The following is a 25189-nucleotide window of genomic DNA, read 5'->3' on the forward strand; positions in this document are numbered from 1 at the left end:
GTCACACCGCCTGACGCGCACGCTGGCGCCGTTCCATCATGCGCCAGATGTAGGGCGTGAAGATGAGCTGCATCGCCAGTTCCATCTTGCCGCCGGGCACCACCAGGGTGTTGGCGCGGCTCATCCACGCGTTGTTGATCATGTTGAGCAGGTAGGGGAAGTCGATGCCCTTGGGGTTGGCGAAGCGGATCACGCAGATCGATTCGTCGGCCGTGGGGATGTCGCGGGCGATGAAGGGGTTGGAGGTGTCCACCACCGGCACGCGCTGGAAGTTGACGTGGGTGTGGGCGAACTGCGGCACGATGTAATGCACGTAGTCGGGCATGCGGCGCAGGATGGTGTCGGTCACCGCCTCGGCGCTGTAGCCGCGCACATGCTTGTCGCGCCAGAGCTTCTGGATCCATTCCAGGTTGATGACGGGCACCACGCCGATCAGCAGGTCGGGGTGGCGGGCGATGTTGACCTCGGGCGTGACGACGGCGCCATGCAGGCCTTCGTAGAACAGCAGGTCGGTGTCGCCGGGCAGCTCCTCCCAGGGGGTGAAGGTGCCGGGCTCCTGGCCGTAGGGCTGGGCCTCCACCGGGTCGTGCAGGTAGCGCCGGCGCCGGCCGGTGCCCGATTCGCCATAGCTGTGAAAGAGCTGCTCCAGCTCGGCGAAGAGGTTGTTCTCCGGCCCGAAGTGGCTGAAGTGGGTGTTGCCGGCTTCCTCGGCCGCGCGCTGGCGCTGGCGCATCTCGCCGCGGTCGTAGCGGTGGAAGCTGTCACCCTCGATGACGGCGGCGCGCACGTTCTCGCGGCGGAAGATGTTCTCGAAGGTGCGGGTCACCGAGGAGGTGCCCGCACCGGACGAACCGGTGATGGCGATGATGGGGTGTCGCGCGGACATGGTCGTGTGTCTCCGGGTCTTCTTGGAATGAATGGCGTGAGGGGCGTGGGCCGGCGGGGCCTCAGGCCCTGAACAGGCTGCGCTCGGCGAACAGCGGATTGGCCGGCTCGGCCTCCGACGGATCGCGGTGGTACTGCTCGATGCGCTCGACCTCGTGGCGCGAGCCGAAGACCAGGCCGATGCGCTGGTGCAGCGCGCCGGGCCGCACGCCCAGCACCGGCTGCAGGCCGGTGGAGGCGCGCCCGCCCGCCTGCTCGATCAGGAAGCCCACCGGGTTGGCCTCGTACAGGAGGCGCAGGCGGCCGGCGCGGGCCGGCTCCTTGCGGTCCCTGGGGTACATGAAGACGCCGCCGCGCATCAGGATGCGGTGGGTCTCGGCCACCAGCGAGGCGATCCAGCGCATGTTGAAGTCCTTGCCGCGCGCGCCGCTGGCGCCGGCAAGGCACTCGTCCACATAACGCTTGATCGGCGGCTCCCAGAAGCGGCTGTTGGAGGCGTTGATCGCGAACTCGCGGGTGTCGGGCGGCACCTGCAGGTCCGGGTGGGTCAGCATGAACTCGCCCAGGTCCGGGTGCAGGGTGAAGCCCACCGTGCCGTGGCCCACGCTGAGCACCAGCATGGTGGTGGGGCCATAGAGCGCGTAGCCGGCGGCCACCTGGGCCGCGCCGGGCTGCAGGAAGTCGGCCTCCACCGGCGCGCGGCCGCTGTCCACCACGTCCTGCGGCGCGCGCAGGATGGAGAAGATGCTGCCCACCGAGACGTTGACGTCGATGTTGCTGGAGCCGTCCAGCGGGTCGAACAGCAGCAGGTACTTGCCGCGCGGCTGGCTGTCCGGGATGGGGTAGGGCGCCTCCATCTCCTCGGAGGCCATGCCGGCCAGGGTGCCCGAGCCCTCGTTGCGGCACAGGAAGACCTCGTTGGCCAGCACGTCCAGGGGCTTCTGTTCCTCGCCCTGCACGTTGACGGCCGCCGGTGTGGCCGGGGCCGCGCTGCCCAGCTCGCCGAGCTTGACCGCGCGGGCGATGGCCTTGGCCGCCAGGGCCACATCAAGGATCAGGGCGTTGAGTTCCCCGCTGGCGCCGGGAAAGCGCCGGCGCTGCTCGATCAGGTACTGGGTGAGCGTGGGGCGGTGGGACAGGGGCATGACAGTCTCCTTGGGTGTTCTGGGGGGGCCGCGCCGGCTCAGGCCGCGGGTGCGTCAGCCGGGGTCGTGTCCGCCGCGGCGGTCGAGGCGAAGACCCGGCTGGCGGCGATGTCCTCGGGCAGCAGCGTGGACAGGGCCTCGGCATCGAGCACCCGGTCGGGCTCGGCGAAGAGCCGGCTGGCCTGGCGCAGGCGGGCCCGGTCCAGCGCGTTGCGCACGCTGCGGGCGTTGGCGAAGTGGGGCTGGGCCAGGCGCAGGGCCAGGTAGCGGGCGAAGGCGTCGCGGGCACCGTCGCCGAAGCGGTAGTGCTGGCCGGCGAGCATGCGGTCGGCGATGCCCAGCAGCTCATCGGCGCTGTAGTCGGGAAAGTCGAGGTGATGGGCGATGCGCGAGCTCATGCCCGGGTTGGACTGGAAGAAGGTGTCCATGCGGTCCTTGTAGCCCGCCAGGATCACCACCAGGTCGTCGCGCTGGTTCTCCATCACCTGCAGCAGGATCTCGATGGCCTCCTGGCCGTAGTCGCGCTCGTTCTCGGGCCGGTAGAGGTAGTAGGCCTCGTCGATGAACAGCACCCCGCCCATGGCCTTCTTCAGCACCTCCTTGGTCTTGGGCGCGGTGTGGCCGATGTACTGGCCCACCAGGTCGTCGCGGGTGACGGCCACCAGGTGGCCCTTGCGGATGTAGCCCAGGCGGTGAAGGATCTCGGCCATGCGCAGGGCCACCGTGGTCTTGCCGGTGCCGGGGTTGCCCGTGAAGCACATGTGAAGGCTGGGTGCTTGAGCGGCCAGCTGGAACTGGGCGCGCAGCCTGTCGATCACCAGCAGCGCGGCGATGTCGCGCAGCCGCGCCTTGACCGGGCGCAGGCCGACCAGGTCGCGGTCGAGCTCGTCGAGCACCTCCATCACCCGGCTTTGGGCCAGCACCTCGTGGACGGTGCGGGCCGCGGGCGCCGCCTCCGGGGCGGCGGGCGTGGCTGCGGCCGTGGCCGTCGTCGCCACGCCGGGGATGGCGTAGAGCGGGGCGTTCATCGGGGACCTCCGGCAGGGGAGTCAGGCTCATGGAACGAGCCTGACCCGGAACAAGGGACGCGCGGGGATTGCGCAGGCGACGCGCGATGCGCTCGTGGCGCTTTGCTCGCTCAGTAGCGCTCGGCCTCGGGATGGTCGGCGGCGTAGCCACGCAGGGTGTAGCGCTGGCTGCGGCCGTGGATCTCCTGCCGCTGCAGCTGGAAGCCCGGCTCGGCCGGCGGGCGGTTGACGATGAAGCACATGGCGATGGACTCGATGCCGCGGGTCGAATCGAAGGCCATCATGCGGATGTAGTGGCGCGGGAAGGCCTGGCGGCAGCCTTGCAGTTCGAGCATCACGCCGGCGGCGTCCTGCAGGTCGAACATGGGCATGCCGTACATCTCCCAGTAGGTGTTGCGCGGGTGCGGGTCGTCGGTGTATTCGACGCTCCAGGCATAGCCCTTGGCCAGGCCGTACTCGATCTGCGCGCGGATCTCGGCGTCGCTCAGGTCGGGCAGAAAGCTGAACTGGCCCTGGGTCAGGCGGCCGGTGGGGTTGGTCATCATGGTGGGTGCTCCTTGGGGGCTCTCGCCCATTTCGGTCAAAAGCGGTCGCGGCGTGCTTGCGGCCAACGGGCGACTGCTTCCGCTCATGTCCCCCGGCCCTGGCCCTTGGCCAGGGCCTCCTCCTTGACTTCGCTTCACCAGTCACCCGCTGGCCGCAGGTCGGTGCGGCGCTTCGCGGAGCGAAGTCAAGGAGGAGCCGGCGGCCGGAGGCCGTCGGCGGGGGACATGAGCGCAGCGAAGCGCCGTGCCGGCCTGCTTGCGCGCCACGCTGGGCAGGCGGGGTTGGAAGGTGTCAGGCGACGGCCGGCGTCAGCGCGAAGTCGCTGGTGTCGGTGCTGGCGTAGTTGAAGCTGATCTCGCCCCAGGTATCCAGGGCCTGTTTCAGCGGGGTGCAGAACTGGGCCGCCGCGCGCAGGATCTCCGGGCCCTCGGCCGCGATGTCACGGCCCTCGTTGCGGGCCTTGACCATGCACTCCAGCGCCACCCGGTTGGCCACCGCGCCGGCCTGGATGCCCGCCGGGTGGCCGATGGTGCCGCCACCGAACTGCAGGATCACGTCGTCGCCGAACAGGTTCAGCAGCTGGTGCATCTGGCCGGCGTGGATGCCGCCGGAGGCCACCGGCATCACCTTCTTCATGTCGGCCCAGTCCTGGTCGAAGAACAGACCGCGCGGCAGGTCCTGCTTCGTGAAGCTGTCGCGGCAGACGTTGTAGTAGCCCTGCACCGTCATCGGGTCGCCCTCGAGCTTGCCCACCGCGGTGCCGGTGTGCAGGTGGTCCACGCCAGCCAGGCGCAGCCACTTGGCCATCACGCGGAAGCTCACGCCGTGGTTCTTCTGGCGGGTGTAGGTGCCGTGGCCGGCCCGGTGCATGTGCACGATCATGTCGTGCTTGCGGGCCCAGTTGGCGATGGACTGGATGGCGCTCCAGCCGATGATCAGGTCCACCATGATGACCACCGAGCCCAGCTCCTTGGCGAACTCGGCACGCTCATAGATGTCCTCCATCGTCGCGCCGGTCACGTTCAGGTAGCTGCCCTTGACCTCGCCGGTGGCGGCGCTGGCCTTGTTGACCGCGTCCATCACGTACAGGAAGCGGTCACGCCAGTGCATGAAGGGCTGCGAGTTGATGTTCTCGTCGTCCTTCATGAAGTCCAGGCCACCCTTGAGGCCCTCGTAGATCACCCGGCCGTAGTTGCGCCCGGACAGGCCCAGCTTGGGCTTGGTGGTGGCGCCCAGCAGCGGGCGGCCAAACTTGTCCAGGCGCTCGCGCTCGACCACCAGGCCGGTGGGCGGGCCCTTGAAGGTCTTGACCAGGGCCACCGGCATGCGGATGTCCTCCAGCCGCGCGGCCTTCAGCGGCTTGAAGCTGAAGACATTGCCGATCAGGCTGGCGGTGATGTTGGCGATCGAGCCCTCCTCGAACAGGATGATGTCGTAGGCCACCCAGGCGAAGTACTGGCCCGGGGTGCCGGGCACCGGCTCGACCTTGTAGGCCTTGGCGCGGTAGCTGTCGCAGGCGGTCAGGCGGTCGGTCCAGACCACCGTCCAGGTGGCGGTGCTGCTCTCCCCGGCCACCGCGGCGGCGGCCTCCACCGGGTCCACCCCCTCCTGCGGGGTGATGCGGAACAGACACAGGGTGTCGGTGTCCTTGGGCTGGTAATCCGGGTCCCAATAGCCCATCTGGCGGTACTTGAGCACGCCGGCGCTGTAGCGCTTCTTGGCATCCTGGATCACGCCGGTCTCGACGGCTTGGTTCATGGGGTGTCTCCTCGGGGTGGACGGGTTCGTCGGTCGTTGGAGCCCAATGTAGGAAGCGCGATGGATAAGGTAAATTCAAACTTCGTTGGCTTTCGATTCAGTTTCCCTGAATGAAAAACGTCACCTTCCGGCAGATCCGGGTTTTCACCGAAGTGGCCCGGCAGCTCAGCTTTGTGCGCGCGGCCGAGGCCCTGCACCTGACGCCGCCGGCCGTGACCATGCAGATCAAGGAGCTGGAAGCCCAGCTGGAGCTGCCGCTGTTCGACCGCCAGGGCCGCAAGGTGGCGCTGACCACCGCCGGCGAGTACTTCCTGGTGCACGCGCGGCGCCTGCTGGCGGTGATGAAGGACGCCGAGGACGCGATGCAGCGCCTGCGCCACCTGGAAACCGGCGTGCTCAACGTGGGCCTGGTGAGCACGGCCAAGTACTTCGTGCCGCGCCTGCTGGCGCGCTTTCGCGACGAGCACCCGGGCGTGGAGGTGCGGCTGCAGGTGGCGGGCACCCGGGACCAGCTGGTGGCCCTGCTCAACAGCGGCGAGGTGGACCTGGCCATCATGGGCCGCCCTCCGCGCGAGCTGGCCACCCGCGCCGAGCCCTTCGCCGCGCATCCGCATGTCTTCGTCGCCCCGCCGGGTCACCCCTTGCTGGCCCTGGGCCATGTGCCGGTGACCATGCTGGAGAACCAGCCGCTGATCGTGCGCGAGGGCGCTTCCGGCACCCGGGCCCTGATGGACCGCTTCTTCCAGGAACACCGGGTCACGCCGCGCATCGCGATGGAGATGCCCAGCAACGAGACCATCAAGCAGGCGGTGATGGCCGGCATGGGCCTGAGCTTCCTGAGCCTGCACACGCTGGGGCTGGAGCTGCGCGCCGGCGAGATCGAGCTGCTGCACGTGGAGCACACGCCGGTGATCCGCACCTGGAACGTGGTGCACCTGCAGTCGCGCCTGCTCTCGCCGGCGGCCGAGGCCTTCCGCTACTTCATCCTGGAGGAGGGCGAGGCCTGGCTGGCCGCGCACGACCGGCCCTGGATCGGCGCCGGGCCGGAGGCCGCGGCCCCGCCCGGCGGCGGGGGCTAGGCGGGGCCCACCATCCGCGCCGGGTCCACCCAGGCGTCGAACTGCTCGGCCGTGACATGGCCGCTGGTGATGGCCGCCTCGCGCAGCGTCGTGCCCTCGCGGTGGGCCTTCTTGGCGATGGCGGCGGCGCGGTCGTAGCCGATGTGGGGGTTGAGCGCCGTCACCAGCATCAGCGAGCGCTCCAGCAGCTCGTGCATGCGGGCCCGGTCCGGTTCGATGCCGCTGGCGCAGTGGGTCTCGAAGCTGGTCATGCCGTCGGCCAGCAGGCGCACGCTCTGCAGGAAGTCGTGGATCAGCACCGGCTTGTAGACGTTGAGCTCGAAATTGCCCGAGGCGCCGGCCAGATTGACCGCCACGTCGTTGCCGAAGACCTGGCAGCAGACCATGGTCAGGGCCTCGCACTGGGTGGGGTTGACCTTGCCGGGCATGATGGAGCTGCCCGGCTCGTTCTCCGGGATGCGCAGCTCGCCCAGGCCGGCGCGCGGGCCCGAGGCCAGCCAGCGCACGTCGTTGGCGATCTTGAACAGGGCCGCCGCCAGGGTCTTGAGCGCGCCATGGGCATGGACGATGGCGTCGTGCGCGGCCAGGGCCTCGAACTTGTTGGGCGCGCTCACCAAGCCCAGGCCGGTGGCCCGGTTCAGCGCATCGACGACGCGGGTGGCGAACTCGGGGTGGGCGTTCAGCCCGGTGCCCACCGCGGTGCCGCCCAGGGCCAGCTCGCGCAGATGGGGCAGGGCCGCGCGCAGGTGGGCCTCGGCATGGTCGAGCTGGGCCACCCAGCCCGACATCTCCTGACCCAGGCTCAGCGGGGTGGCGTCCTGCAGGTGGGTGCGGCCGATCTTGACGATGTCGGCGAACAGGCGGGACTTGGCCCGCAAGGTGTCGCGCAAGCGGCCCAGCGCGGGCAGCAGCCCGGCCTGCAGGGCCTGGGTGGCGGCCAGGTTCATCGCGGTGGGAAAGACATCGTTGGAAGACTGGCCCAGGTTCACCTCGTCGTTGGGGTGCACCAGGCGCCCCGACCCCACCGGGCCGCCCAGCAGCTGCGAGGCCCGGTTGGCCAGCACCTCGTTGACGTTCATGTGGGTCTGGGTGCCCGAGCCGGTCTGCCAGACCACCAGCGGGAACTCGGCCTCCCAGCGGCCGGCCAGCACCTCGTCGGCCGCCGCCACGATGGCCCGGGCCTTGGCCGCCTCCAGCAGGCCCAGGGCGGCGTTGGCCTCGGCCGCCGCGCGCTTGACCCGCGTCAAGGCATGCAGCAGGGCGCTTGGCATACGCTCATGGGAGATGTCGAAATGTTCCAGCGAGCGCTGCGTCTGCGCCCCCCACAAGCGCTCCACGGGAACGGCGATTTCGCCGAAGGTGTCACGTTCCAGGCGCACTTCGCTCATGCCGCTCTCCCGAAAGGAAGGGATGATCTGGCCCCCGCCGGTCTGCACCCGGCGCGAAGATAGACGGCATCTGAGGGCTCTCTCCTAGCTCTCGCGAGCCGACAGCAGCTTACGATGGTCGCGCGGGCCTGCCAAGGCCCGGCACCTGCCGCTGTCGCTCCGGTCGAAAAGAAGATGAATCACCCTGCGACCATTCTGGTTGTCGACGACGAGCCGCTGAACCTGGCGGTGCTCTCGCGGCTGCTCCATCCCCTCTACCGCGTCCTGGCCACCCGCTCGGGCGCGTCCGCCGTGGCCCTGGCCGCGGCCGAGCAACCCGACCTGATCCTGCTGGACGTGAAGATGCCCGGCATGGACGGCCATGCGGTGCTGGCCGCCCTGCAGCAGCAGGAGGGCACACGCGACATCCCGGTCATCTTCGTCTCGGCCCTGGGCGACGATGGCGACGAGGAGCTCGGTCTGGCCCTGGGCGCGGTGGACTATGTCGTCAAGCCGGTGCGCCCGGCCGTGGTGCTGGCCCGCGTGCGCACCCAGCTGGAGATCAAGCAGCACCGCGACCGCCTGCGCCAGCAGAACGGCAGCCTGGAACAGGCCCTGGCACGGCAGGTGGACGAGCTGCAGCTGGCCCAGGAACTGATGCTCTCGGGCATGGCCGAGCTGGCCGAAACCCGCGACAGCGAGACCGGCAACCACGTGCTGCGCACCCAGCACTACGTGGACCTGCTGGCCCGGCAGCTGCGCCACGACCCCCGGCATGCCGAGACGCTGGACGAGGCCCAGATCCAGCGCATCGTCAAGGCCGCGCCGATGCACGACATCGGCAAGATCGGCATTCCCGACCACATCCTGCTCAAGCGGGGGCCCTTGTCGGCCGATGAATTCGGTCTGATGCGCCAGCACACCACCATCGGCAGCCAGGCCATCCGGCACGCCATCGACCGCGCCCAGCGCGCGCTGGGCCAGCGCTTCCCCGAAGACAGCCCGCCCGAATCGGTGCGCTACCTCGAGGTGGCCCGGCTGATCGCCCTGCACCACCACGAGCACTGGGACGGCCAGGGCTACCCCGCGGGTCTGGCCGGCGAAGCCATCCCGCTGCCGGCCCGGCTGATGGCGGTGGCCGACGTGTACGACGCCCTGACCCACGAGCGGGTCTACAAGCCCGCCTGGTCGCTCGACAGCGCCGAAGCCCAGATCTTCACCGGGGCCGGCAGCCAGTTCGACCCGGCGGTGGTGGCCGCCTTCGACGCCGTGCGCCCCGAGATGGCGCAGGTGATGCAGGGCCTCTCGGACTGAGCCGCGCCATGGCCGACACCCCGCTCAGCCCGGACGCGCAGCACCCGCTGCGCCGGCCCCTGCACACCCTGGCCAGCCGACCGGTGCTCACGCTGCCGCAGGGGGCGACGCTGCTGGAGGCGGCGCGCTGCCTGAGCCGCCACCGCATCTCCTTCGCCCCGGTGCTGGACGCCGAGGGCAGCCCCCTGGGCGTCATCACCGAAGCCCAGCTGCTGCGCGCCAGCCAGCAGGGCATCTCGCCGGACACCCTGGTGGACACCGAGCTGCAGCCCGCGGCCTCGGCGCCGGGGTGGCTGCAGGCCGAAGACGCCTACCGCCTGTGCCTGACCCGCAACGTCAGCCACCTGCTGGTGCTGGACGCGCAGGGGGCGCTGGACGGCGTGGTCAGCGAGACCGACTTCCGCTGCCTGCTCAACCTGGAGGTGCTGACCGGCCGTCACCGGGTGCGCTCGGTGATGCAGCCCGTGGCCCCCACGCTGCCCCCGCAGGCCACCCTGGCCCAGGCCCGCGCCCTGATGGCCCAGCAGCCCGAGGCCGGGGTGGTGGTGCTCGAGGACCGGCGACCGGTGGGCGTGCTGACCCTGCGGGACCTCACCCGCCAGGCGGCCCAGAGCCCCGGGCCCGGGGACGACCAGGCCCTGCTGCGGGACTGGATGAGCCAGCCGGTGCACACCATCGCCCCGGACGCCAGCCTCAACGAGGCGGCCGCCCGGATGCTGGCCCTGGGCATCCGCCACCTGGTGGTGGTGGACGGCGCCGGCGAGTTCCTGGGCGTGCTCAGCGAGCACGACCTCACCCGCACCATGGCCCTGGCGGTGATGGACGGCGTGATCGAGGACGAGCGCCGTCTGCAGCAGGCGGTGCTGCGGGCCATTCCGGACCTGGTCTGGCTCAAGGACACCGAGGGCGTCTACCTCAGCTGCAACCCGCGCTTCGAGTCCCTGTACGGCGCGCCCGAGGAACACATCGTCGGGCGCACCGATTTCGACTTCGTGGACCGGGCGCAGGCCGACTTCTTCCGTGCCAACGACCAGGCCGCGATGCGCAGTGACGGGCCGCGCACCAACGAGGAGTGGGTCACCTTCGCCGACGGCCACCGGGAGTTGCTGCAGACCCGCAAGATCGCGGTGCGGGACGCGGACGGACAGGTGCAGGGCGTGCTGGGCATCGGGCGGGACATCACCTCGCTGCGCGAGGCCGAGCAGGAGTTCCGCGACCTCTTCGACCACAACCCCGCGCCCATGTTCATCTATGCGCTGGACGACCTGGGGGTGCTGCGCAGCAACCAGGCCTTCCAGGTCCTGCTGGGTTACAGCGCCCCGCAGGCGGGTCGGATGCAGCTGCCCGACTTCGTCATCCCCGAGGAGCGCCAGGCCATGCGCCAGCGGGTGGCCGCCCTGGGCGCGCAGACCAGCGAGGGCCAGTGGCACTGCCTGCGGGCCGATGGCAGCGTGATGCGGGTGCTGGGGCGCTCGCACCACATCACCCACCATGGCCGGGCCTGCCGGGTGGCGGTGTTGCGGGACATGGGCCCCAGCGACCGGGCCCAGCAGCGCGAGCGCGACCGCCTGGCCCTGCTGGAGCGGGTGGTGGCCGGCGAGGCCCTGCTGCCCCTGCTGGAACAGCTGACGCTGGACTACGAACAGCTGTTCCCCGGCGCCCTGTGCTCGGTGCTGCTGCTTGACGAGGACGGGCGCTCCATCCGCCCGGCCGCCGCGCCGCACCTGCCGGAGTTCTACTGCCGGGCGCTGGACGGCCTGGCCATCTCCCCCACCGCCGGCTCCTGCGGTGCCGCCATGGCCCTGGGCCGGCGTGTGGTGGCCGAAGACATCGCCACCCACCCGAACTGGGCGCCCTACAAGGCCCTGGCGGCCCAGGCCGGCCTGGCGTCCTGCTGGTCCGAGCCGATTCCCGGGCCCAATGGCCAGGTGCTGGGCTCCTTCGCCATCTACCACCGCCATCCGGCCAGCCCCACGCCCGAAGAACTGGAACATCTGCAGTTCTCGGCCCAGCTGGCCTCCACCGCCATCATCCACGGCCGCACGGCCGAAGCCCTGCAGCACAGCCAGCGTCAGCTCAGCGCCATCCTGGAAAGCATCCCTGACCTGATCTGGCTGACCGACCGCGACGGCCGCTACCTGGCCTGCAACGCGGCCTTCGAGCGCTTCGTCCAGCTGCCGCGGCAGGACATCCTGGGACAGCAGCACCTGCCCGGCCTGGGCGAGGACACCCGGCAGGCCCTCACCAGCGGCCACGACGAGGTGCTGCGCCAGGGCGCCCCCGGCGCCACCGAACAGTGGCTCAGCCCCGCCGGCCAGAACGCGCGGCGCCTGTTCGAAACCCTCAAGTCCCCCTTGCTGGATGGCGAGGGCCGGGTCACCGGGGTGCTGAGCGTGGCCCGCGACATCACCCTGATCAAGCAGGGCGCCAGCGCGGTGGCCGAGCGCGAGCGGCTGATCGACACCATGTTCGGCCAGACCACCGACGCGATCGCCCTGGTGGACCCGCAGACACTGGGCTTCGTGACCTTCAACGACAACGCCTGGCGCGACCTGGGCTACAGCCGCGAGGACTTCCGCCGGCTCAGCGTCTGGGACGTGCAGGCCGAGATGGATGCCCGCCAGGTGGACGCGGTGGTGCGCCAGGTCGCGAGCGGCGAGACCCTGCGCTTCGAGACCCGCCACCGCGGCGCCGATGGCCGGCTGCGGCTGGTCGATGCGACCCTGCGCCAGATCGTCTATGCCGGCCGTCCGCTGATCTGCGCGGTGTGGCGCGACATCACCGAGACCAAGCAGCGCGAGATGCGCTTCCAGCGCCTGAACCAGGCCTATGCGGTGCTCAGCGGCGTGAACGAGGCCATCGTGCGCATCCGCGACCAGGCCACGCTGTTCGGCGAGGTCTGCCGCGTGGCGGTGGAAACCGGCGGCTTCCGCATGGCCTGGATGGGGCAGATGGGCGAAGACGGGGTGCACCTGACCCCCAGCGAACACGCCGGCCTGGTGGACGGCTACCTGGACGCGCTGCGCATTCCCGTGGGCCGCGCGGACACGCCCGGGCCGACCGAACAGGCCTGGCGCAGCGGCGAGCCGGTGGTGGTGGACGACATCCGCCAGGACCCGCGCGTGGCCCCCTGGCGCGAGAAGGCGCTGGCGCGGGGGTACGGCGCCTCGGCCTGCTTCCCCATCCGGGTGGCCGGCCACCCGCGTGCGGTGTTCAACGTCTATGCCGAGGCACCCCACCATTTCGACGAGGACCTGGTGGCCCTGCTCAGCCGCCTGGCCCAGGACATCGGCTTCGCGCTGGAGTTCGCCGCGGCCGAGGAGGCCCGCCGCAACGAGCAGCGCTTCCGCGGCCAGCTGATCGACTCCATCTCCAACCTCTTCTTCGCCATCGACGGCGAGGGCCGCCTGGCCCTGTGGAACCGACGGGTCGAGGAGGTCACCGGTTACGGCCCGGACCAGATCGCCGGCCGCGCGGCCCCCGACTTCTTCGTGCCGGAGGACCGCCCCCTGATCGCCCAGCGGCTGCGCGAGGTCTTCGAGCGGGGCGAAGCGACGGTGGAGGCCATGCTGGAATCGCGCGACGGCCGGCGCACGCCCTACCTGTTCGTCTCGCGCCGCATCCAGCAGGGCGAGCAGACCCTGGTGGTGGGCACCGGCACCGACATCAGCGACCGGGTGGCCTCCGAGCAGGAGCTGCAGCGCTACCGGCAGCACCTGGAAGACCTGGTGGCCAGCCGCACCGCCGAGCTGGAGAACGTCAACGCCCGGCTGCACCGAGAGGACCGGCGGCTGCGCACCATGCTCTCGCTGAGCGAGCGGGCCAGCACCCTGTCCGAGGACGAGCTGCTGCAGAAGGGCATCGACGACGTGGCCGCACTCAGCCACAGCGCGGGGGCCTTTGCCCAGCTGCTGTGGGGCACCGAAGGGGAGACGCCCCGCGTGCTGTGGAGCCACGGCACACCGGCCGCCCTGCGCCAGGCCCTGGCGCGCTGGAGCGAGGAGGCCCAGGCCCGCGTGCTGGCGGCCGACCAGCCCCTGATGCTGGAGCTGACCGACCCCGCCGCGCACGAAGGCGATCTGGACCCCGGCCTGCTGCGCCTGGCCCTGGTGCCGGTGAGCGACGGCGGGCGCACCCGCATGCTGCTGGGCGTGGCCGACAAGCCCCAGCCCTACGACGAGGCCGACCTGCGCGAGATGAGCCTGTTCGGCGGTGACCTCTGGCGCATCGTGCGACGCCGGCGCATCGAGATCGACCTGGCCCAGGCCAAGCAGGACGCCGAGGCGGCCAACCAGGCCAAGAGCGCCTTCCTGGCCAACATGAGCCACGAGATCCGCACGCCGATGAACGCCATCATCGGCTTCGCCCACCTGCTGCACCTGGATCCGCTCACGCCCCGCCAGTCCGACCAGCTCGACAAGATCGGCGACGCCGGGCAGCACCTGCTGCAGGTCATCAACGACATCCTGGACTTCTCCAAGATCGAGGCCCGCAAGCTCTCGCTGGAGGTGGGCGAGTTCATGCTCAGCACCAGCATCGAGCGGGTGAGCACCATGCTGGCCGACCGCGCCCGGGCCAAGGACGTCGCCCTGGAGGTGGACCTGGCCCCGGACTGCCCGGCCCGGGTGCTGGGCGACCGCCTGCGGCTGGAGCAGATCCTGCTGAACCTGCTGAGCAACGCGGTGAAGTTCACCCCGCACGGCCGGGTGGACCTGCGGGTGCGGGTGCTGGCGCGCCAGGGCCGCCAGCTGCGACTGCGCTTCGAGGTGCAGGACACCGGCATCGGCATCCGCGAGGAGCAGATGCTGCACCTCTTCGAAGCCTTCGAGCAGGCCGACGTCTCCACCACCCGGCGCTTCGGCGGCACCGGCCTGGGCCTGGCCATCAGCAAGCGCCTGGCCCTGCTGATGGGCGGCGAGATCGGGGCCGAGAGCCGGGAAGGCGCGGGCAGCCTGTTCTGGGTCGAGCTGCCCTTCCAGGTGGCGGCCGCGGCCCCCATCGCGGTGCCCGCCCCCGCAGCGCCCGCCCCCGACGCCGAGCCGGCGAGCGGCACGGACTGGCGCCGGGTGCGCATCCTGCTGGCCGAGGACAACCCCACCAACCAGGAGGTCGCCGGCATGCTGCTGCGCAGCCGGGGCCTGGACTACGCCCTGGCCGACAACGGCGAGGAAGCCGTGCGGCTGGTGGAAAGCGAACCCTTCGACCTGGTGCTGATGGACGTGCAGATGCCCGTGATGGACGGTCTGCAGGCCACCCGGCTGATCCGCCAGCGGCACAGCGCCGAGGCCCTGCCCATCGTGGCGATGACGGCCAACGCCTTCGAGGAAGACCGTGCCGCCTGCCTGGCCGCCGGCATGAACGATTACCTGTCCAAGCCGGTGACCCCGGACCTGCTCTGGCAGTGCCTGGCCCGCTGGCTGGCCCACCCGCCCGCGCCGGCCCCCGGCCCCACGGCCGGGGGGCCGGCGGCCGACCCCGGCGCGGCCGAGATGGCCCTGTGGCAAGGCCTGCAGGCCGTGCCCGGGCTGGACCTGAGCGATGGCCTGGCCCGCGTGCAGGGCCAACCGGCCGTGTTCCGGCGCGCGCTGCAGCTCTTCCTGGACCACCATGCCGAGGACGCGACGCGCCTGCGCGAGGCGGTCGCGCAGGGACGGGTCGCCCCGATGGGGCCGCTGGCCCATGCCCTGGCCGGCGCAGCCCACACCGTGGGCCTGAGCGCGCTGGCGGGCCTGGCCCGGGCCCTGGATGGCGCGCTGGGCGAGGCGCGCCCCGACGCCGGCGTGCTGCCCCCGGCCGCCCGGGATGCCGCAGAAACGCTCGCCAGTGCGCTGGAGGCGGTGCAGGCCGCGCTGTCCGTGGCCCTGGCGCCCATGCCCGCCAGTCCGGCGCCCGCGCCGGTGCCGCTGACGGAGACCGAGCGCGGCACCCTGCGCCGCCTGCTGCACGCGCTGCAGCCGCTGCTGCGCTCGCATGACACCGCGGCCGTCGAACTGGTGGAACGCCACCGCGCGCTGCTGCAGCGCGGCCTGGGCGCATCGGGTGTGACGCTGGTGGACGAGGTGACGGGCTACAGCTTTGCCGCCGCCCTGGCCACCCTGCAACAGGTGCTGGCACCGCCGCAGCCGGCCGCATCTCAGGAGGATGCCCATGGATGATGCCAACACGCCGGCCACCGGCCACGCGAGTCCTGTCCCCCATGTGCTGGTGGCCGAGGATCACCCGGTCAACCGGGTGGTGGCCCAGGCCATGCTCGCCAGCCTGGGCGTGAGCTGCACCCTGGCCGAGGACGGTGAGGAAGCGGTGCAATGCGCGGCCACCGTCGAGGTGGATCTGATCCTGATGGACCTGCACATGCCCGGCCTGGACGGACTGGAGGCCACCCGCCAGCTGCGGGCCCAGGCCGCCGCGGCCGGGCGCGCCCGCGTGCCGGTGGTGGCCATGACCGGTGGCGACGAGGCCCAGGACGGCCCGGCCTGCCTGGCCGCCGGCATGGACGGCTTCCTGGCCAAGCCCTTCACGGTGGAAGCCCTGAAGGACTGCCTGCGGCGGCACGGGGTGCCCTGCACCGCCGGTTGAGCCGCCAGACGCGCGGCCCACGGCCCCCGCCGGCTCAGGCCGGCTCCGCCCCCACCGCCCCCAGCCGGGCCAGGGCCGCCGCCGGCACCCGGGCCCACAAGGTGGTGCCCGCGCCGGGCGCGGCATCCAGTTCCAGCGTGCCGTCGATCGATTCCAGCCGCTCGCGCATGTTGCGCAGGCCGATGCCGCGCTGCGGGTCCTGCTGCACCGCGGGCAGGTCAAAGCCCTGACCATCGTCGTGGATCGTCAGGCAAACCCCTTCGCGCTCGGCGCTCAAGGTCAGGCTCACCCGCTGCGCCTGGGCATGCTTGCCGATGTTGGCCAGGGCCTCCTGGGCGACGCGGAACAGCACCGTGGCCACCTCGTCGGGCAGCGGCGGCTCGGGCTCGTCGAGCTGCAGATGCACCTGGAGCTGGCCATGCTCGCCGAATTCGTGGCCCAGCCAGGCCAGGGCGGCGGGCAGGCCCAGGGTGTCCAGCGTGGCCGGGCGCAGCCGGTGCGACAGATGGCGCACCTCGCCGAGGGCGTCGTTGAGGCGCTCCAGCGCCTTGGCCAGGGCGGGCGGCGGCGTGCTGCCGGCACGCTCCAGGCTGTCCACCGCCGACTCGATCATCAGCTTGGCCGAGACCAGGGTTTGGCTGGTGCCGTCGTGCAGCTCGCGCGCCAGGTGGGCCCGCTCGCTTTCCTGCGAGCGCACCACCTGCCGGGCCAGCAGACCCAGCTTGGCATCGGCCACCCGGTGCTCGCTGAGGTTCAGCCACAGGCCGCTGGCGCTCAAGAGGCCCAGGCCGGCCATGGCGATGCCGGCGATCCACAGCAGGGTGGTGGTGATGTGCGCGCCGACCTGGCGGTCCAGCGCGCCCAGCGTGGTCTGGATGTCGTCCAGGTACAGGCCGGTGCCGATCATCCAGTTCCAGTCGGGCAGGGCGGTGACGTAACCCAGCTTGGGCACCATCTGGCCGCTCGACGGCTTGCGCCAGGGGTAGGTGACGAAGCCGCCGCCCGCCTTGGCCCGGACGATGAGCTGCTGGATGGTGGGCTGGCCCTGCGGGTCGCGCAGTTCCCACAGGTTCTGACCCAGCAGCTCGGGCTGGCGCGAGTGCATCAGCACCCGGCCCTGCAGGTCGTAGACGAAGAAGTAGCCGTCGCTGCCGTAATCCAGGCTGCCCAGCAGGCGCAGGGCCTCGGCCTGGGCCTGCGGGTCCTGGTGGCGGCGTTCGTAGAGCGGACGGATGGTGCTGACGGCCAGGTCCACGTAGTGCTTGAGCTCGGCCTGGCGCGCGGCCATGTAGGCCTCTTGCACCAGGGCCTGCTCGCGCCGGGCCAGGGCCTGCTCCTGGTGGCGCACGGCGGCCGCAATGAGGGCCACCGAGAGCAGCAGCGGCACGGCGGCCAGCAGGACGAGCTTGAGGCGAAGGCGCATGCCGCGATTGTCCTCGCGGCCGCGCCCCTTTTGGTTCAGCAGCAACGGCCGGTGCGGGCGCCGTAGCGGGCCTGCTGGCGCTCGCGGAAGAAGTCCTCGTAGCTCATGGGCGCCTGGTCCGGGTGGGTGGCGGCCATGTGCTTCAGGTAGGTGCCGTAGTCCGGCACGCCCACCATCAGCCGGAAGGACTGGGCCAGGTAGCGGCCGGCCTGGCCGACCTCCTGGCCCAGGCCGCGGGCCAGCGCACCGGCGCGCTGGCCTTCGAGCAGGCCGCCCAGCAGGCTCACCGCGCAGCCTCCGGCAGGGCGACGAAGGGCGTCTCCTGCACGGTGGGGCGCTGGCTGGCGCGGGCCTGGGCGATGGCCTTGACCGCGTAGACCGCCACGCTCACCACGACGAACATGAATAGCGCGCACAGGGCGGCATCCAGCCGGTCGTTGAAGAGCACGCGGGCCATGGCCTCGGGCGACTTGGCCGGGGCCAGCAGCTGGCCGCTGGCCAGGGCGTCGGCGTACTTCTGGGCATGGGCCAGGAAGCCAACCTTGGGGTTGGCCGAGAAGATCTTCTGCCAGCCGGCGGTCATGGTGCAGGCCAGCAGCCACAGGGCCGGCAGCACGGTGGTCCAGGCGTAGCGGCCCTTCTTCATCTTGAACAGCACCACGGTGCCCAGCAGCAGGGCCACGGCGGCCAGCATCTGGTTGGCGATGCCGAACAGCGGCCACAGGGTGTTGATGCCGCCCAGCGGATCGACCACGCCCTGGTAGAGGAAGTAGCCCCAGGTGGCCACGCACAGGCCGGTGGCCAGCAGGTTGGCGGTCCAGCTGTCGGTGCGCTTGAGCGCCGGCACGAAGGTGCCCAGCAGGTCCTGCAGCATGAAGCGGCCGGCGCGGGTGCCCGCATCCACGGCGGTCAGGATGAACAGGGCCTCGAACAGGATGGCGAAGTGGTACCAGAAGGCCATCATCGCCTTGCCGCCGATCACCTGGTGCAGGATCTGCGCCATGCCCACGGCCAGCGTGGGCGCGCCGCCGGCACGGGCCAGGATGGTGTGCTCGCCCACGTCCTGGGCGGTCTGCAGCAGCACGTCGGGGGTGATGACGAAGCCCCAGGAGGAGATGGTCTGGGCCACGGCTTCGGGCGTGCTGCCCACCAGCGCGGCCGGCGCGTTCATCGCGAAGTAGACGCCGGGGTCGATCACCGAGGCGGCGGCCAGGGCCATCACCGCGACGAAGGATTCGGCCAGCATGCCGCCGTAGCCGATGAAGCGGGCATGGCTCTCGTTCTCCAGCATCTTGGGCGTGGTGCCCGAGGAGATCAGCGCATGGAAGCCCGACACCGCGCCGCAGGCGATGGTGATGAACAGGAAGGGGAACAGGTCACCCGACCAGACCGGGCCGTTGCCGCCCGCGAACTGGGTGAAGGCCGGCATCTTCAGTTCCGGCGCGACGAACAGGATGCCGATGGCCAGGGCGACGATGGTGCCGATCTTCAGGAAGGTCGACAGGTAGTCGCGCGGGGCCAGCAGCAGCCACACCGGCAGCACCGAGGCAATGAAGCCGTAGCCGATCAGCATCCAGGTCAGGGCCTTGCCGTCGAAGGTGAACAGCGGGCCCCAGGTCGGGCTGTCGTGCACGGCCTGGCCGCCGACGATGGCCCCCATCAGCAGCACGAAGCCGATGACGGAGACCTCGCCGATGCGGCCCGGGCGGATGTAGCGCACATAGAGGCCCATGAACAGCGCCACCGGGATGGTGGCGCCCACGGTGAAGGTGCCCCAGGGCGAGCCGGCCAGGGCCTTCACGACGATCAGCGCGAGCACCGCCAGGATGATGATCATGATCATGAAGGCGCCGAACAGCGCGATCACGCCCGGCACATTGCCCATCTCCTGCTTGACCAGATCGCCCAGGGAGCGGCCGTCGCGGCGGGTGGAGATGAACAGCACGATGAAGTCCTGCACCGCACCGGCGAAGACCACGCCGGCCAGGATCCACAGCAGGCCGGGCAGGTAGCCCATCTGCGCGGCCAGCACCGGGCCCACCAGCGGGCCGGCGCCGGCGATGGCGGCGAAGTGGTGTCCGTAGAGCACGAACTTGTTGGTCGGCACGTAGTCCAGCCCGTCGTTGTGGGCCCAGGCCGGGGTCTGCCGGCGCGGGTCCAGGCCGAAGACCTTGTCGGCCAGGAACAGGCTGTAGTAGCGGTAGGCGATCAGGTAGGTGCAGACGGCGGCCACCACGATCCACAGGGCGCTGACGGCCTCGCCACGGGCCAGGGCGACCGTGGCGAGCCCGAAGGCTCCGAGGATGGCGACCAGCAGCCACGGCAGGTGGCGGCGCAGACTGGACATGAGGGCTGTCTCCATGGGGTCGATCCAAAGGCATCCGCCCCGGAACGGGTGCCGGGGCAGGGGGGCTTCAGTCTGCGCGTGGGGGGAGGGCGGCCGCTACCGTCGCAATGCGTGGCGCATCGCGCAGCATCGCCTAAGGGTCGTCACTTAAGTGAAAACCCTAGTTACCTCGGGGGGTGTCCGGCTCGGCGGCGCCCTGCAGGCGCACATGCTCGACGGCGTAGCGGATCAGGTCGGCCTGGGTGTCCAGGGCCAGCTTGCGCTTGATGCTCTGGCGGTGGGCGTCGACGGTGCGGGCGCTGAGGTCCAGCTCGCGGGCCATCTGCTTGCTCGACAGGCCGCGCGCCAGGGCCGAAAGGATCTGGCTTTCGCGCGGGGAAAGCAAGGGCCGGGGGGTTTGATTTCGAAACAGCCGGCGTGACACCGCCGGGCTGAGGAAGACGCCGCCCTCGGCCACGGTGCGGATGGCGCTGACGATCTCGCTGGCCGGCGCGTCCTTGAGCACATAGCCGCTGGCCCCGGCCTGCAGGGCCCGCTGCACGTACTCCGGGTTGTCGTACATGCTCAGCATCAGCACCCGCAGACCCGGGTGGTCGGCCAGCAGGCGGGCGGCCAGCTCGATGCCGTTGACCTCGCGCATGCCCACATCCATCAGCACCAGCGTGGGCTGGCAGCGCAGGGCCTCGGCCTGGGCCTCGGTGGCATCGCCGGCCTCGCCCACCACGGCCAGGCCTTCCAGCGCGGACAGGCGGGCGCGCAGGCCATCGCGCACCAGCGGGTGGTCATCGACGAGGAGCAGGCGGATGGGCGATGTTTCCATGTGTGAAATGGTACGGCCCCCGCTTAACTGCCCCCTGGATCGGACGATCATCAGGGCATGTCCACCCTGCCCACCATCGCCTCCAGCGGCCTGGCCGCGGCGCAGGCGCGGCTGGATGCTTCGGCGAACAACATCGCCAATGTCGCCACACCGCGCTATCGACGCGAGGATGTGGTGCAGAGCACCCGCGCTTCCGGGGGGGTGGACGCCCAACCCCGCCAGCTCGACGCCCAGGGTGAAGCCGGCGCCAGCACCGGCCAGCTCACCCAGGACGTGGTGAACCAGAAGGTGGCGCTCTACAACTTCCAGGCCAATGTGATGACCCTCAAGACCGAGGGCAGCATGGTGGGCTCGCTGCTGGACTGCTCGGCCTGAGCGGGCGTCAGAACGCCTTGTAGGGCAGGAACTTGCCCGACATCACGATGTTCACCCGGTCGCCATGGGGATCGGGCTCGCGCTGCAGGTCCATCTTGAAGTCGATCGCGCTCATGATGCCGTCGCCGAATTCCTCGTGGATCAGCGCCTTGAAGGTGCTGCCGTACACGCTCACCAGTTCGTAGAAGCGGTAGATCAGCGGATCGGTCGGCACGGCCGTGGGCAGCGAGCCCTTGCTGGGCACCACCATGAGCCACTTCTGCTCCTCCGCGGTCAGGCCGAAGATCTTGCCCAGCACCTTGGCCTGGGCGGCGGTGGCGGTCATCTGGCCCAGGCACAGGGCGGTGGTCCACTCCTTGGATTGGCCCACCTTCTTGGCCACGTCGGCCCAGCGCAGGCCCTTGCTGACCTTGGTGGCGATGATCTTCTCGGTGACGTCGAGTCGGGTCATGGTGCTGTCTTGCGTTGTGGATGCAGGTGGGTCTAGCAATCGATGTGCCCGTCCCCGTCGATGTCCCTTTCTCAAGGGAGCCGCAAGGCCGGGCCCCGCGGCTATGCTGCCCACCCATGTACGAATCGTTCTTCGGCCTGGCCCGCGAGCCCTTTTCGGTCGCCCCGGATCCGCGCTTTCTCTACCTCAGCAAGCAGCACCGTGACGCCCTGGGCTACCTGAACTACGGGCTGCGCCGGGCCGGCGGCTTCGTGCTGCTGACCGGCGAGATCGGGGCGGGCAAGACCACCGTCTGGCGGGCCTTCCTGGAGCAGCTGCCGCCGCGGCTGGACGTGGCCTACGTGGTCAACCCGAAGATGAGCGTGCAGGCCCTGCTCAAGCGCCTGTGCGAGAGCCTGCAGGTGGAGCTGCCGGCCGATGCCGACCGCCCTGGGGCGGAAGCCGACCTGATCGACGCCCTGCACGGCCACCTGCTGCTGGCCCACGCCCAGGGCCGGCGCACCCTGGTGGTGGTGGACGAGGCCCAGGCCCTGGCCCTGCCGGTGCTGGAACAGCTGCGCCTGCTGACCAACCTGGTGACCAACGAGGACAAGCTGGTGCAGGTGCTGCTGATCGGCCAGCCGGAGCTGCGCCAGCTGCTGGAGCACCCGGAGATGGCGCCGGTGGCTCAGCGCATCGTGGCGCGCTTTCACCTGCAGACGCTCAGCCGCGACGAAACCGAGGCCTACCTGATCCACCGGCTGACGGTGGCCGGGCTGACCGGCCCGCTGCCTTTCGAGGACGAGGCCATCCGCCGCATCCACCGCCTGTGCCGGGGCACCCCCCGGCGCATCAACGTGCTGTGCGACCGGGCCATGACCCTGGCGGCCGAACGGGGCCAGCACCGGGTGGACCGCACCCTGGTGGACCAGGCCGCCAGCCAGGTGTTCGACTTGCCGGGCCTGCGCCAGCTGGGCCCCCGGCAGGCGGCACGCTGGGTGGCGGGCGGGGCCGCGGCGGCGCTGGCGGTGTTCGCCCTGACGCGTCTGCTGCCGCCCTGGCAGGCGGCCGCCGCGCCCGGGCCGGTGGCCGGGGCATCCACGCCATCTGCAGCGCCGGCAGCATCCGCGGCAGTGCCGGCATCGGCGGCCAGCCCGGGCTCAGCGGCGCCCTCGGCCCCGGTGGCCGGGCCGGTGGTCGTCGCCGGGGCGGCCGCAGCCTCCGCCGCGCTGGCCCCCGACGCGCTGGGCGCCCAGCTTTTTGCCCAGCCGCTGACCGAGGCCCAGGCCTGGCAGCACCTGGCCCGGCGCTGGAACGTGAACCTGGCCGGCACCGCGGACCCCTGTGCCCAGCTGCCCGCCCAGGGCCTGCGCTGCCACGACAGCCAGGGCGGCCTGGGCCCGGTGCGCCTGCTGGACCGGCCCGGGTGGCTGCTGCTGAGCGGCCCGGACGGACGCAGCACCCGCGTGCTGCTGGACGGCCTGCAGGGAGAACAGGCCCGCCTGGGCCTGGCCGACGGCCGCACCGTGACGGTGCCGCTGCTGAAGCTGGCCGCCTGGTGGCAAGGGGAGTTCCACACCCTGTGGCGCAGCCCGCCGGCCTATGCGGGCGACGGGCTGCTGGCCGCCGATGGCGCCTCGGGCACCTGGCTGGCCCAGCAACTGGCCCGGCTGGACGGCGGCCCGGCCCAGGACAGCGCCGAGGGCCTGGCCAAGCGCATCCGCGCCTTCCAGCTGGCCCAGGGCCTGCGTCCCGACGGCCTGCCCGGCCCGCTGACCCTGATGCGGCTGAACCATGCCACCGGCGTGGCCGAACCGACGCTGGCCGGCAGCGCGGCCGTCAGCCCGCCCATCAGCTCGCCCGCCCGCTGACCCCTGCTCAGCCCGCCGGCCAGGCCAGCCGACGCCGGCTCTCGAAGGCCAGGGCCTGGCCGGTGATCGGGTCGGTGAAGGCCAGCCGCCGTGCCAGCAACTGCAGCGGCCGGCTGAAATCCGGCGCCTGGCCGGGCGCCGGCTCGGGCTGCAGCACCGGATAGACGCTGTCGCCCAGCAGCGGCGCGCCCAGGGCCAGCATGTGCACCCGCAGCTGGTGGGTCTTGCCGGTGTGCGGGGTCAGGCGGTAGTGAGCGTGCACTCCGTCGTGTGAAATCATCTCGATGCCGGTCTCGGCATTGGGCTCGCCCGGCACCTCGTGCATCTGCATGCGGCGGTCCGAGGGTTCCAGCCGGCTGTGCCGCCGCAGCGGCACGGCCAGCTCGGGCCGGTAGGGCGCCAGCGCCTCATAGACCTTCTGCACCTGGCGTTCACGGAACAGGGCCTGGTAGGCGTTGCGGTCCTCGGGCCGGCGGCTGAACACCACCACGCCGGCCGTCTCGCGGTCCAGGCGGTGCAGCGGCGTCAGTTCGGCCAGGCCCAGGCGGCGCTGCAGGCGGGCCAGCAGGGTGTGGCGGGCATAGCGACCCACCGGCGCCATCGGCAGGAAGTGCGGCTTGTCCACCACCACCAGGCGCTCGTCCAGATGCAGCAGCGCCTCGGCAAAGGGGATGTCCACCTCGCCATCCACCTCGCGCCAGTACCAGACCCGCTCGCCCGGCCGGTAGGCGGCGTCCTCGGCCAGGGCGGCGCCGCGCTCGTCCAGCACCTCGCCCGCGGCCAGGCGGGCCTGCCACTGCGGCTCGTCCAGCACCGGCAGGCGCCAGGCCAGGAAGGCGCTGAGCCGGGGCCAGCGCTGGTCATGGGGCAGGGCCACGCAGCTGGCCGGCACGCCGTGGCGGGGCGCCGGCCGCCTGGCCGGGCGGGGACGGGACATGGGGCGCGATTGTGGCCTGCCCGCGGCCCAGCACACTGTGGACAAGTGCTGTCAAGGCACAGCTCTGTGGACAAGTTTTGAACAAGGACTCGGTTTTCCACAGGCTGAACAGCCGCCGCCGGCTTGTTGTCTTTTGCTCCCCGGGTCTTCCAGACCGCCGGCCACAGACTTTGGAAGACGACAAGCCGTTGATCCCAAAAAGAAAAATCGGCTTATCCACAGCGGCTGGCGCCCTCTACTACAACTGCCAAGTTGAGATATCAAAAGACAAAGGGAATAACAGCCCGGAAGTTTTTTTCGACCACGGCGCCTGCGGCGGGCCAATTCAAGGCGTGTAACGCACCTGGGTGGCGGTGAAGGTGAGCGTCTTGCCGTCCTGGACCCGCACGATCTTCAGTGGCATCCAGCCCAGGCCCTGGGCCAGGCCCACCTCGAAGCCGCCCTCCGGGCTGGTGCTGACCAGGCGCAGGGTGGGATAAGCCTTGCCCTCGTAACTGGCACTGCCGTCGGGCAGCTTGGTGAATTGGTGAGGCACGACATTGCGGCCATTGGTCACCGGCAGGGTCTTGCCTGCCACCTTGTCGCCCATCCAGATCAATTGGTAAGCCAGGGCATTGATGTCCTGCAAGCCCTCGGTCAGCGGCTTTTCGTGCAGGGGCACGGCCGTACGGCCGTAGTTGACGACATGGGAGGCGCGGTCCACCTTGGCGACGGAACGCGGCTTGGGGTCACCCACCTCGTAATCTTCATAGGAAGAAGGCTCCAGACCCAGGGGACCGACGCGGCCCTGGCTGACATAGCGGCGGTTGGCGAAGCCCAGAGGCAGCTTGAGTTCGGTGCTGAGGGTGTAGCGGTCGCCATCCAGGCGCCAATGTTGTTCGGCTTCCAGGCTGACCAGGCCCCAGCGCACCTGGTAGGTCAAGTCCGCCGAACGGGGCAGTTCGGCCGCATGGGCCGGTGCCTGGGCCAGGCAGGCGGCACCGGCCAGGATCCAGGGCAGCAAGGAAGAAGAGGATTGAATTCGGAGCACGGGGACCTTTCGCAAAGGGTTTCCGGAGGAGACTTCTTCAAAAAACGGTGGTGTCGGCGCCCGTGTTGACCGCGGGGCCGAAGCGGGGCCACTTGTTACAGCGTCGCACAGGTCTGCTAGATTGCCCTTCGCACAGCCGGCGCGGACATTCGTGGAACCGTTTGTCGCAAATCCGCTCTCTGTGCTGTGGCGCCGGTGGCCTGTCCCCGGCGTTTTTGCGTTTGCGGAGATCCCGCAGACCGCGCACTCCTGCTGAAC

19 protein-coding genes are annotated in these 25189 nt (G+C 70.8%); 6 read left to right on the plus strand and 13 right to left on the minus strand.

Annotated features, from left to right (window positions below):
• Position 1: 1 nt before the first annotated feature.
• From LRM40_RS00260 to LRM40_RS00280, 5 genes are all read right to left on the minus strand, one after another.
• Positions 2–886 (minus strand): phosphoribulokinase, encoded by an 885-nt coding sequence (locus LRM40_RS00260; protein ID WP_151125764.1) that lies wholly within the window; start codon positions 884–886, stop codon positions 2–4.
• A gap of 61 nt (positions 887–947) precedes the next feature.
• Positions 948–2030 carry a class 1 fructose-bisphosphatase gene (locus LRM40_RS00265; protein ID WP_151125765.1) on the minus strand — a complete coding sequence of 361 codons (1083 nt, stop codon included), beginning with the start codon at positions 2028–2030 and terminating at the stop codon, positions 948–950.
• Positions 2031–2068: 38 nt separating this feature from the next.
• Positions 2069–3058: a CbbX protein gene (gene cbbX, locus LRM40_RS00270; protein WP_151125766.1), complete on the minus strand. Its 990-nt coding sequence runs from the start codon at positions 3056–3058 to the stop codon at positions 2069–2071.
• 110 nt (positions 3059–3168) lie between these two features.
• Positions 3169–3603 carry a ribulose bisphosphate carboxylase small subunit gene (locus LRM40_RS00275; protein WP_151125767.1) on the minus strand — a complete coding sequence of 145 codons (435 nt, stop codon included), beginning with the start codon at positions 3601–3603 and terminating at the stop codon, positions 3169–3171.
• 292 nt (positions 3604–3895) lie between these two features.
• Complete coding sequence (locus LRM40_RS00280) at positions 3896–5362, minus strand: form I ribulose bisphosphate carboxylase large subunit (protein WP_151125768.1); 1467 nt, start codon at positions 5360–5362, stop codon at positions 3896–3898.
• Positions 5363–5472: 110 nt separating this feature from the next.
• Between LRM40_RS00280 and LRM40_RS00285 the strand changes: the two genes are divergently transcribed.
• Entirely contained in the window at positions 5473–6441 is a 969-nt protein-coding gene (locus LRM40_RS00285; protein ID WP_151125769.1) for a LysR family transcriptional regulator, read from the plus strand.
• Here LRM40_RS00285 and fumC read toward each other — a convergent pair.
• A complete protein-coding gene (gene fumC, locus LRM40_RS00290; RefSeq protein WP_151125770.1) occupies positions 6438–7829 on the minus strand; it encodes a class II fumarate hydratase in 1392 nt (463 codons plus the stop codon). The two genes, LRM40_RS00285 and fumC, sit on opposite strands and share 4 nt — an antisense overlap.
• A 174-nt stretch (positions 7830–8003) precedes the next feature.
• On the opposite strand from fumC, the gene LRM40_RS00295 reads away from it, so the two are divergent.
• Genes LRM40_RS00295 through LRM40_RS00305 form a run of 3 tightly spaced genes read left to right on the plus strand, consistent with a single transcriptional unit; the run spans position 8004 to position 15698 of the window.
• Positions 8004–9122 (plus strand): HD-GYP domain-containing protein, encoded by a 1119-nt coding sequence (locus LRM40_RS00295; RefSeq protein ID WP_151125771.1) that lies wholly within the window; start codon positions 8004–8006, stop codon positions 9120–9122.
• Positions 9123–9130: 8 nt separating this feature from the next.
• The gene (locus tag LRM40_RS00300; RefSeq protein ID WP_231067643.1) at positions 9131–15277 is read left to right on the plus strand and encodes a PAS domain S-box protein; all 6147 of its coding nucleotides are present in this window, start codon (positions 9131–9133) and stop codon (positions 15275–15277) included.
• Entirely contained in the window at positions 15270–15698 is a 429-nt protein-coding gene (locus LRM40_RS00305; protein WP_170288997.1) for a response regulator, read from the plus strand. Before LRM40_RS00300 ends, LRM40_RS00305 begins: the two co-directional genes overlap by 8 nt.
• 34 nt (positions 15699–15732) lie before the next feature.
• Here LRM40_RS00305 and LRM40_RS00310 read toward each other — a convergent pair whose 3' ends face one another.
• From LRM40_RS00310 to LRM40_RS00325, 4 genes are all read right to left on the minus strand, one after another.
• The gene (locus LRM40_RS00310) at positions 15733–17121 is read right to left on the minus strand and encodes a cache domain-containing protein (protein ID WP_151125993.1); all 1389 of its coding nucleotides are present in this window, start codon (positions 17119–17121) and stop codon (positions 15733–15735) included.
• A gap of 35 nt (positions 17122–17156) precedes the next feature.
• Complete coding sequence (locus LRM40_RS00315) at positions 17157–17351, minus strand: YbdD/YjiX family protein (protein ID WP_026096154.1); 195 nt, start codon at positions 17349–17351, stop codon at positions 17157–17159.
• Positions 17352–17404: 53 nt separating this feature from the next.
• Entirely contained in the window at positions 17405–19468 is a 2064-nt protein-coding gene (locus tag LRM40_RS00320) for a carbon starvation CstA family protein (protein ID WP_151125992.1), read from the minus strand.
• 160 nt (positions 19469–19628) lie between these two features.
• Positions 19629–20288 (minus strand): response regulator transcription factor, encoded by a 660-nt coding sequence (locus tag LRM40_RS00325; RefSeq protein ID WP_151125991.1) that lies wholly within the window; start codon positions 20286–20288, stop codon positions 19629–19631.
• A 57-nt stretch (positions 20289–20345) separates the two neighbouring features.
• Here LRM40_RS00325 and LRM40_RS00330 point away from each other — a divergent pair, with 57 nt between their 5' ends.
• Positions 20346–20663, plus strand: a complete 318-nt coding sequence (locus tag LRM40_RS00330) for a flagellar basal body protein (protein WP_151125990.1) — start codon at positions 20346–20348, stop codon at positions 20661–20663.
• Positions 20664–20670: 7 nt separating this feature from the next.
• On the opposite strand, the gene cynS is transcribed toward LRM40_RS00330, so the two are convergent.
• Positions 20671–21114: a cyanase gene (gene cynS / locus LRM40_RS00335; RefSeq protein ID WP_151125989.1), complete on the minus strand. Its 444-nt coding sequence runs from the start codon at positions 21112–21114 to the stop codon at positions 20671–20673.
• A gap of 116 nt (positions 21115–21230) precedes the next feature.
• Here cynS and LRM40_RS00340 point away from each other — a divergent pair, with 116 nt between their 5' ends.
• The gene (locus tag LRM40_RS00340) at positions 21231–22964 is read left to right on the plus strand and encodes an ExeA family protein (RefSeq protein ID WP_231067644.1); all 1734 of its coding nucleotides are present in this window, start codon (positions 21231–21233) and stop codon (positions 22962–22964) included.
• 7 nt (positions 22965–22971) lie between these two features.
• Here the strand turns inward: LRM40_RS00340 and LRM40_RS00345 are convergent, their stop codons facing one another.
• Together LRM40_RS00345 and LRM40_RS00350 are read right to left on the minus strand one after the other, a co-directional pair.
• Positions 22972–23901, minus strand: coding sequence for a pseudouridine synthase (locus tag LRM40_RS00345; protein WP_151122439.1), 930 nt, complete (start codon positions 23899–23901; stop codon positions 22972–22974).
• Between the two features lie 325 nt (positions 23902–24226).
• The gene (locus tag LRM40_RS00350) at positions 24227–24931 is read right to left on the minus strand and encodes a DUF3108 domain-containing protein (protein ID WP_231067645.1); all 705 of its coding nucleotides are present in this window, start codon (positions 24929–24931) and stop codon (positions 24227–24229) included.
• Between the last annotated feature and the right edge of the window lie 258 nt (positions 24932–25189).

The sequence above is a fragment of the Ideonella dechloratans genome, from assembly GCF_021049305.1.
Lineage (GTDB): Bacteria > Pseudomonadota > Gammaproteobacteria > Burkholderiales > Burkholderiaceae_C > Ideonella > Ideonella dechloratans.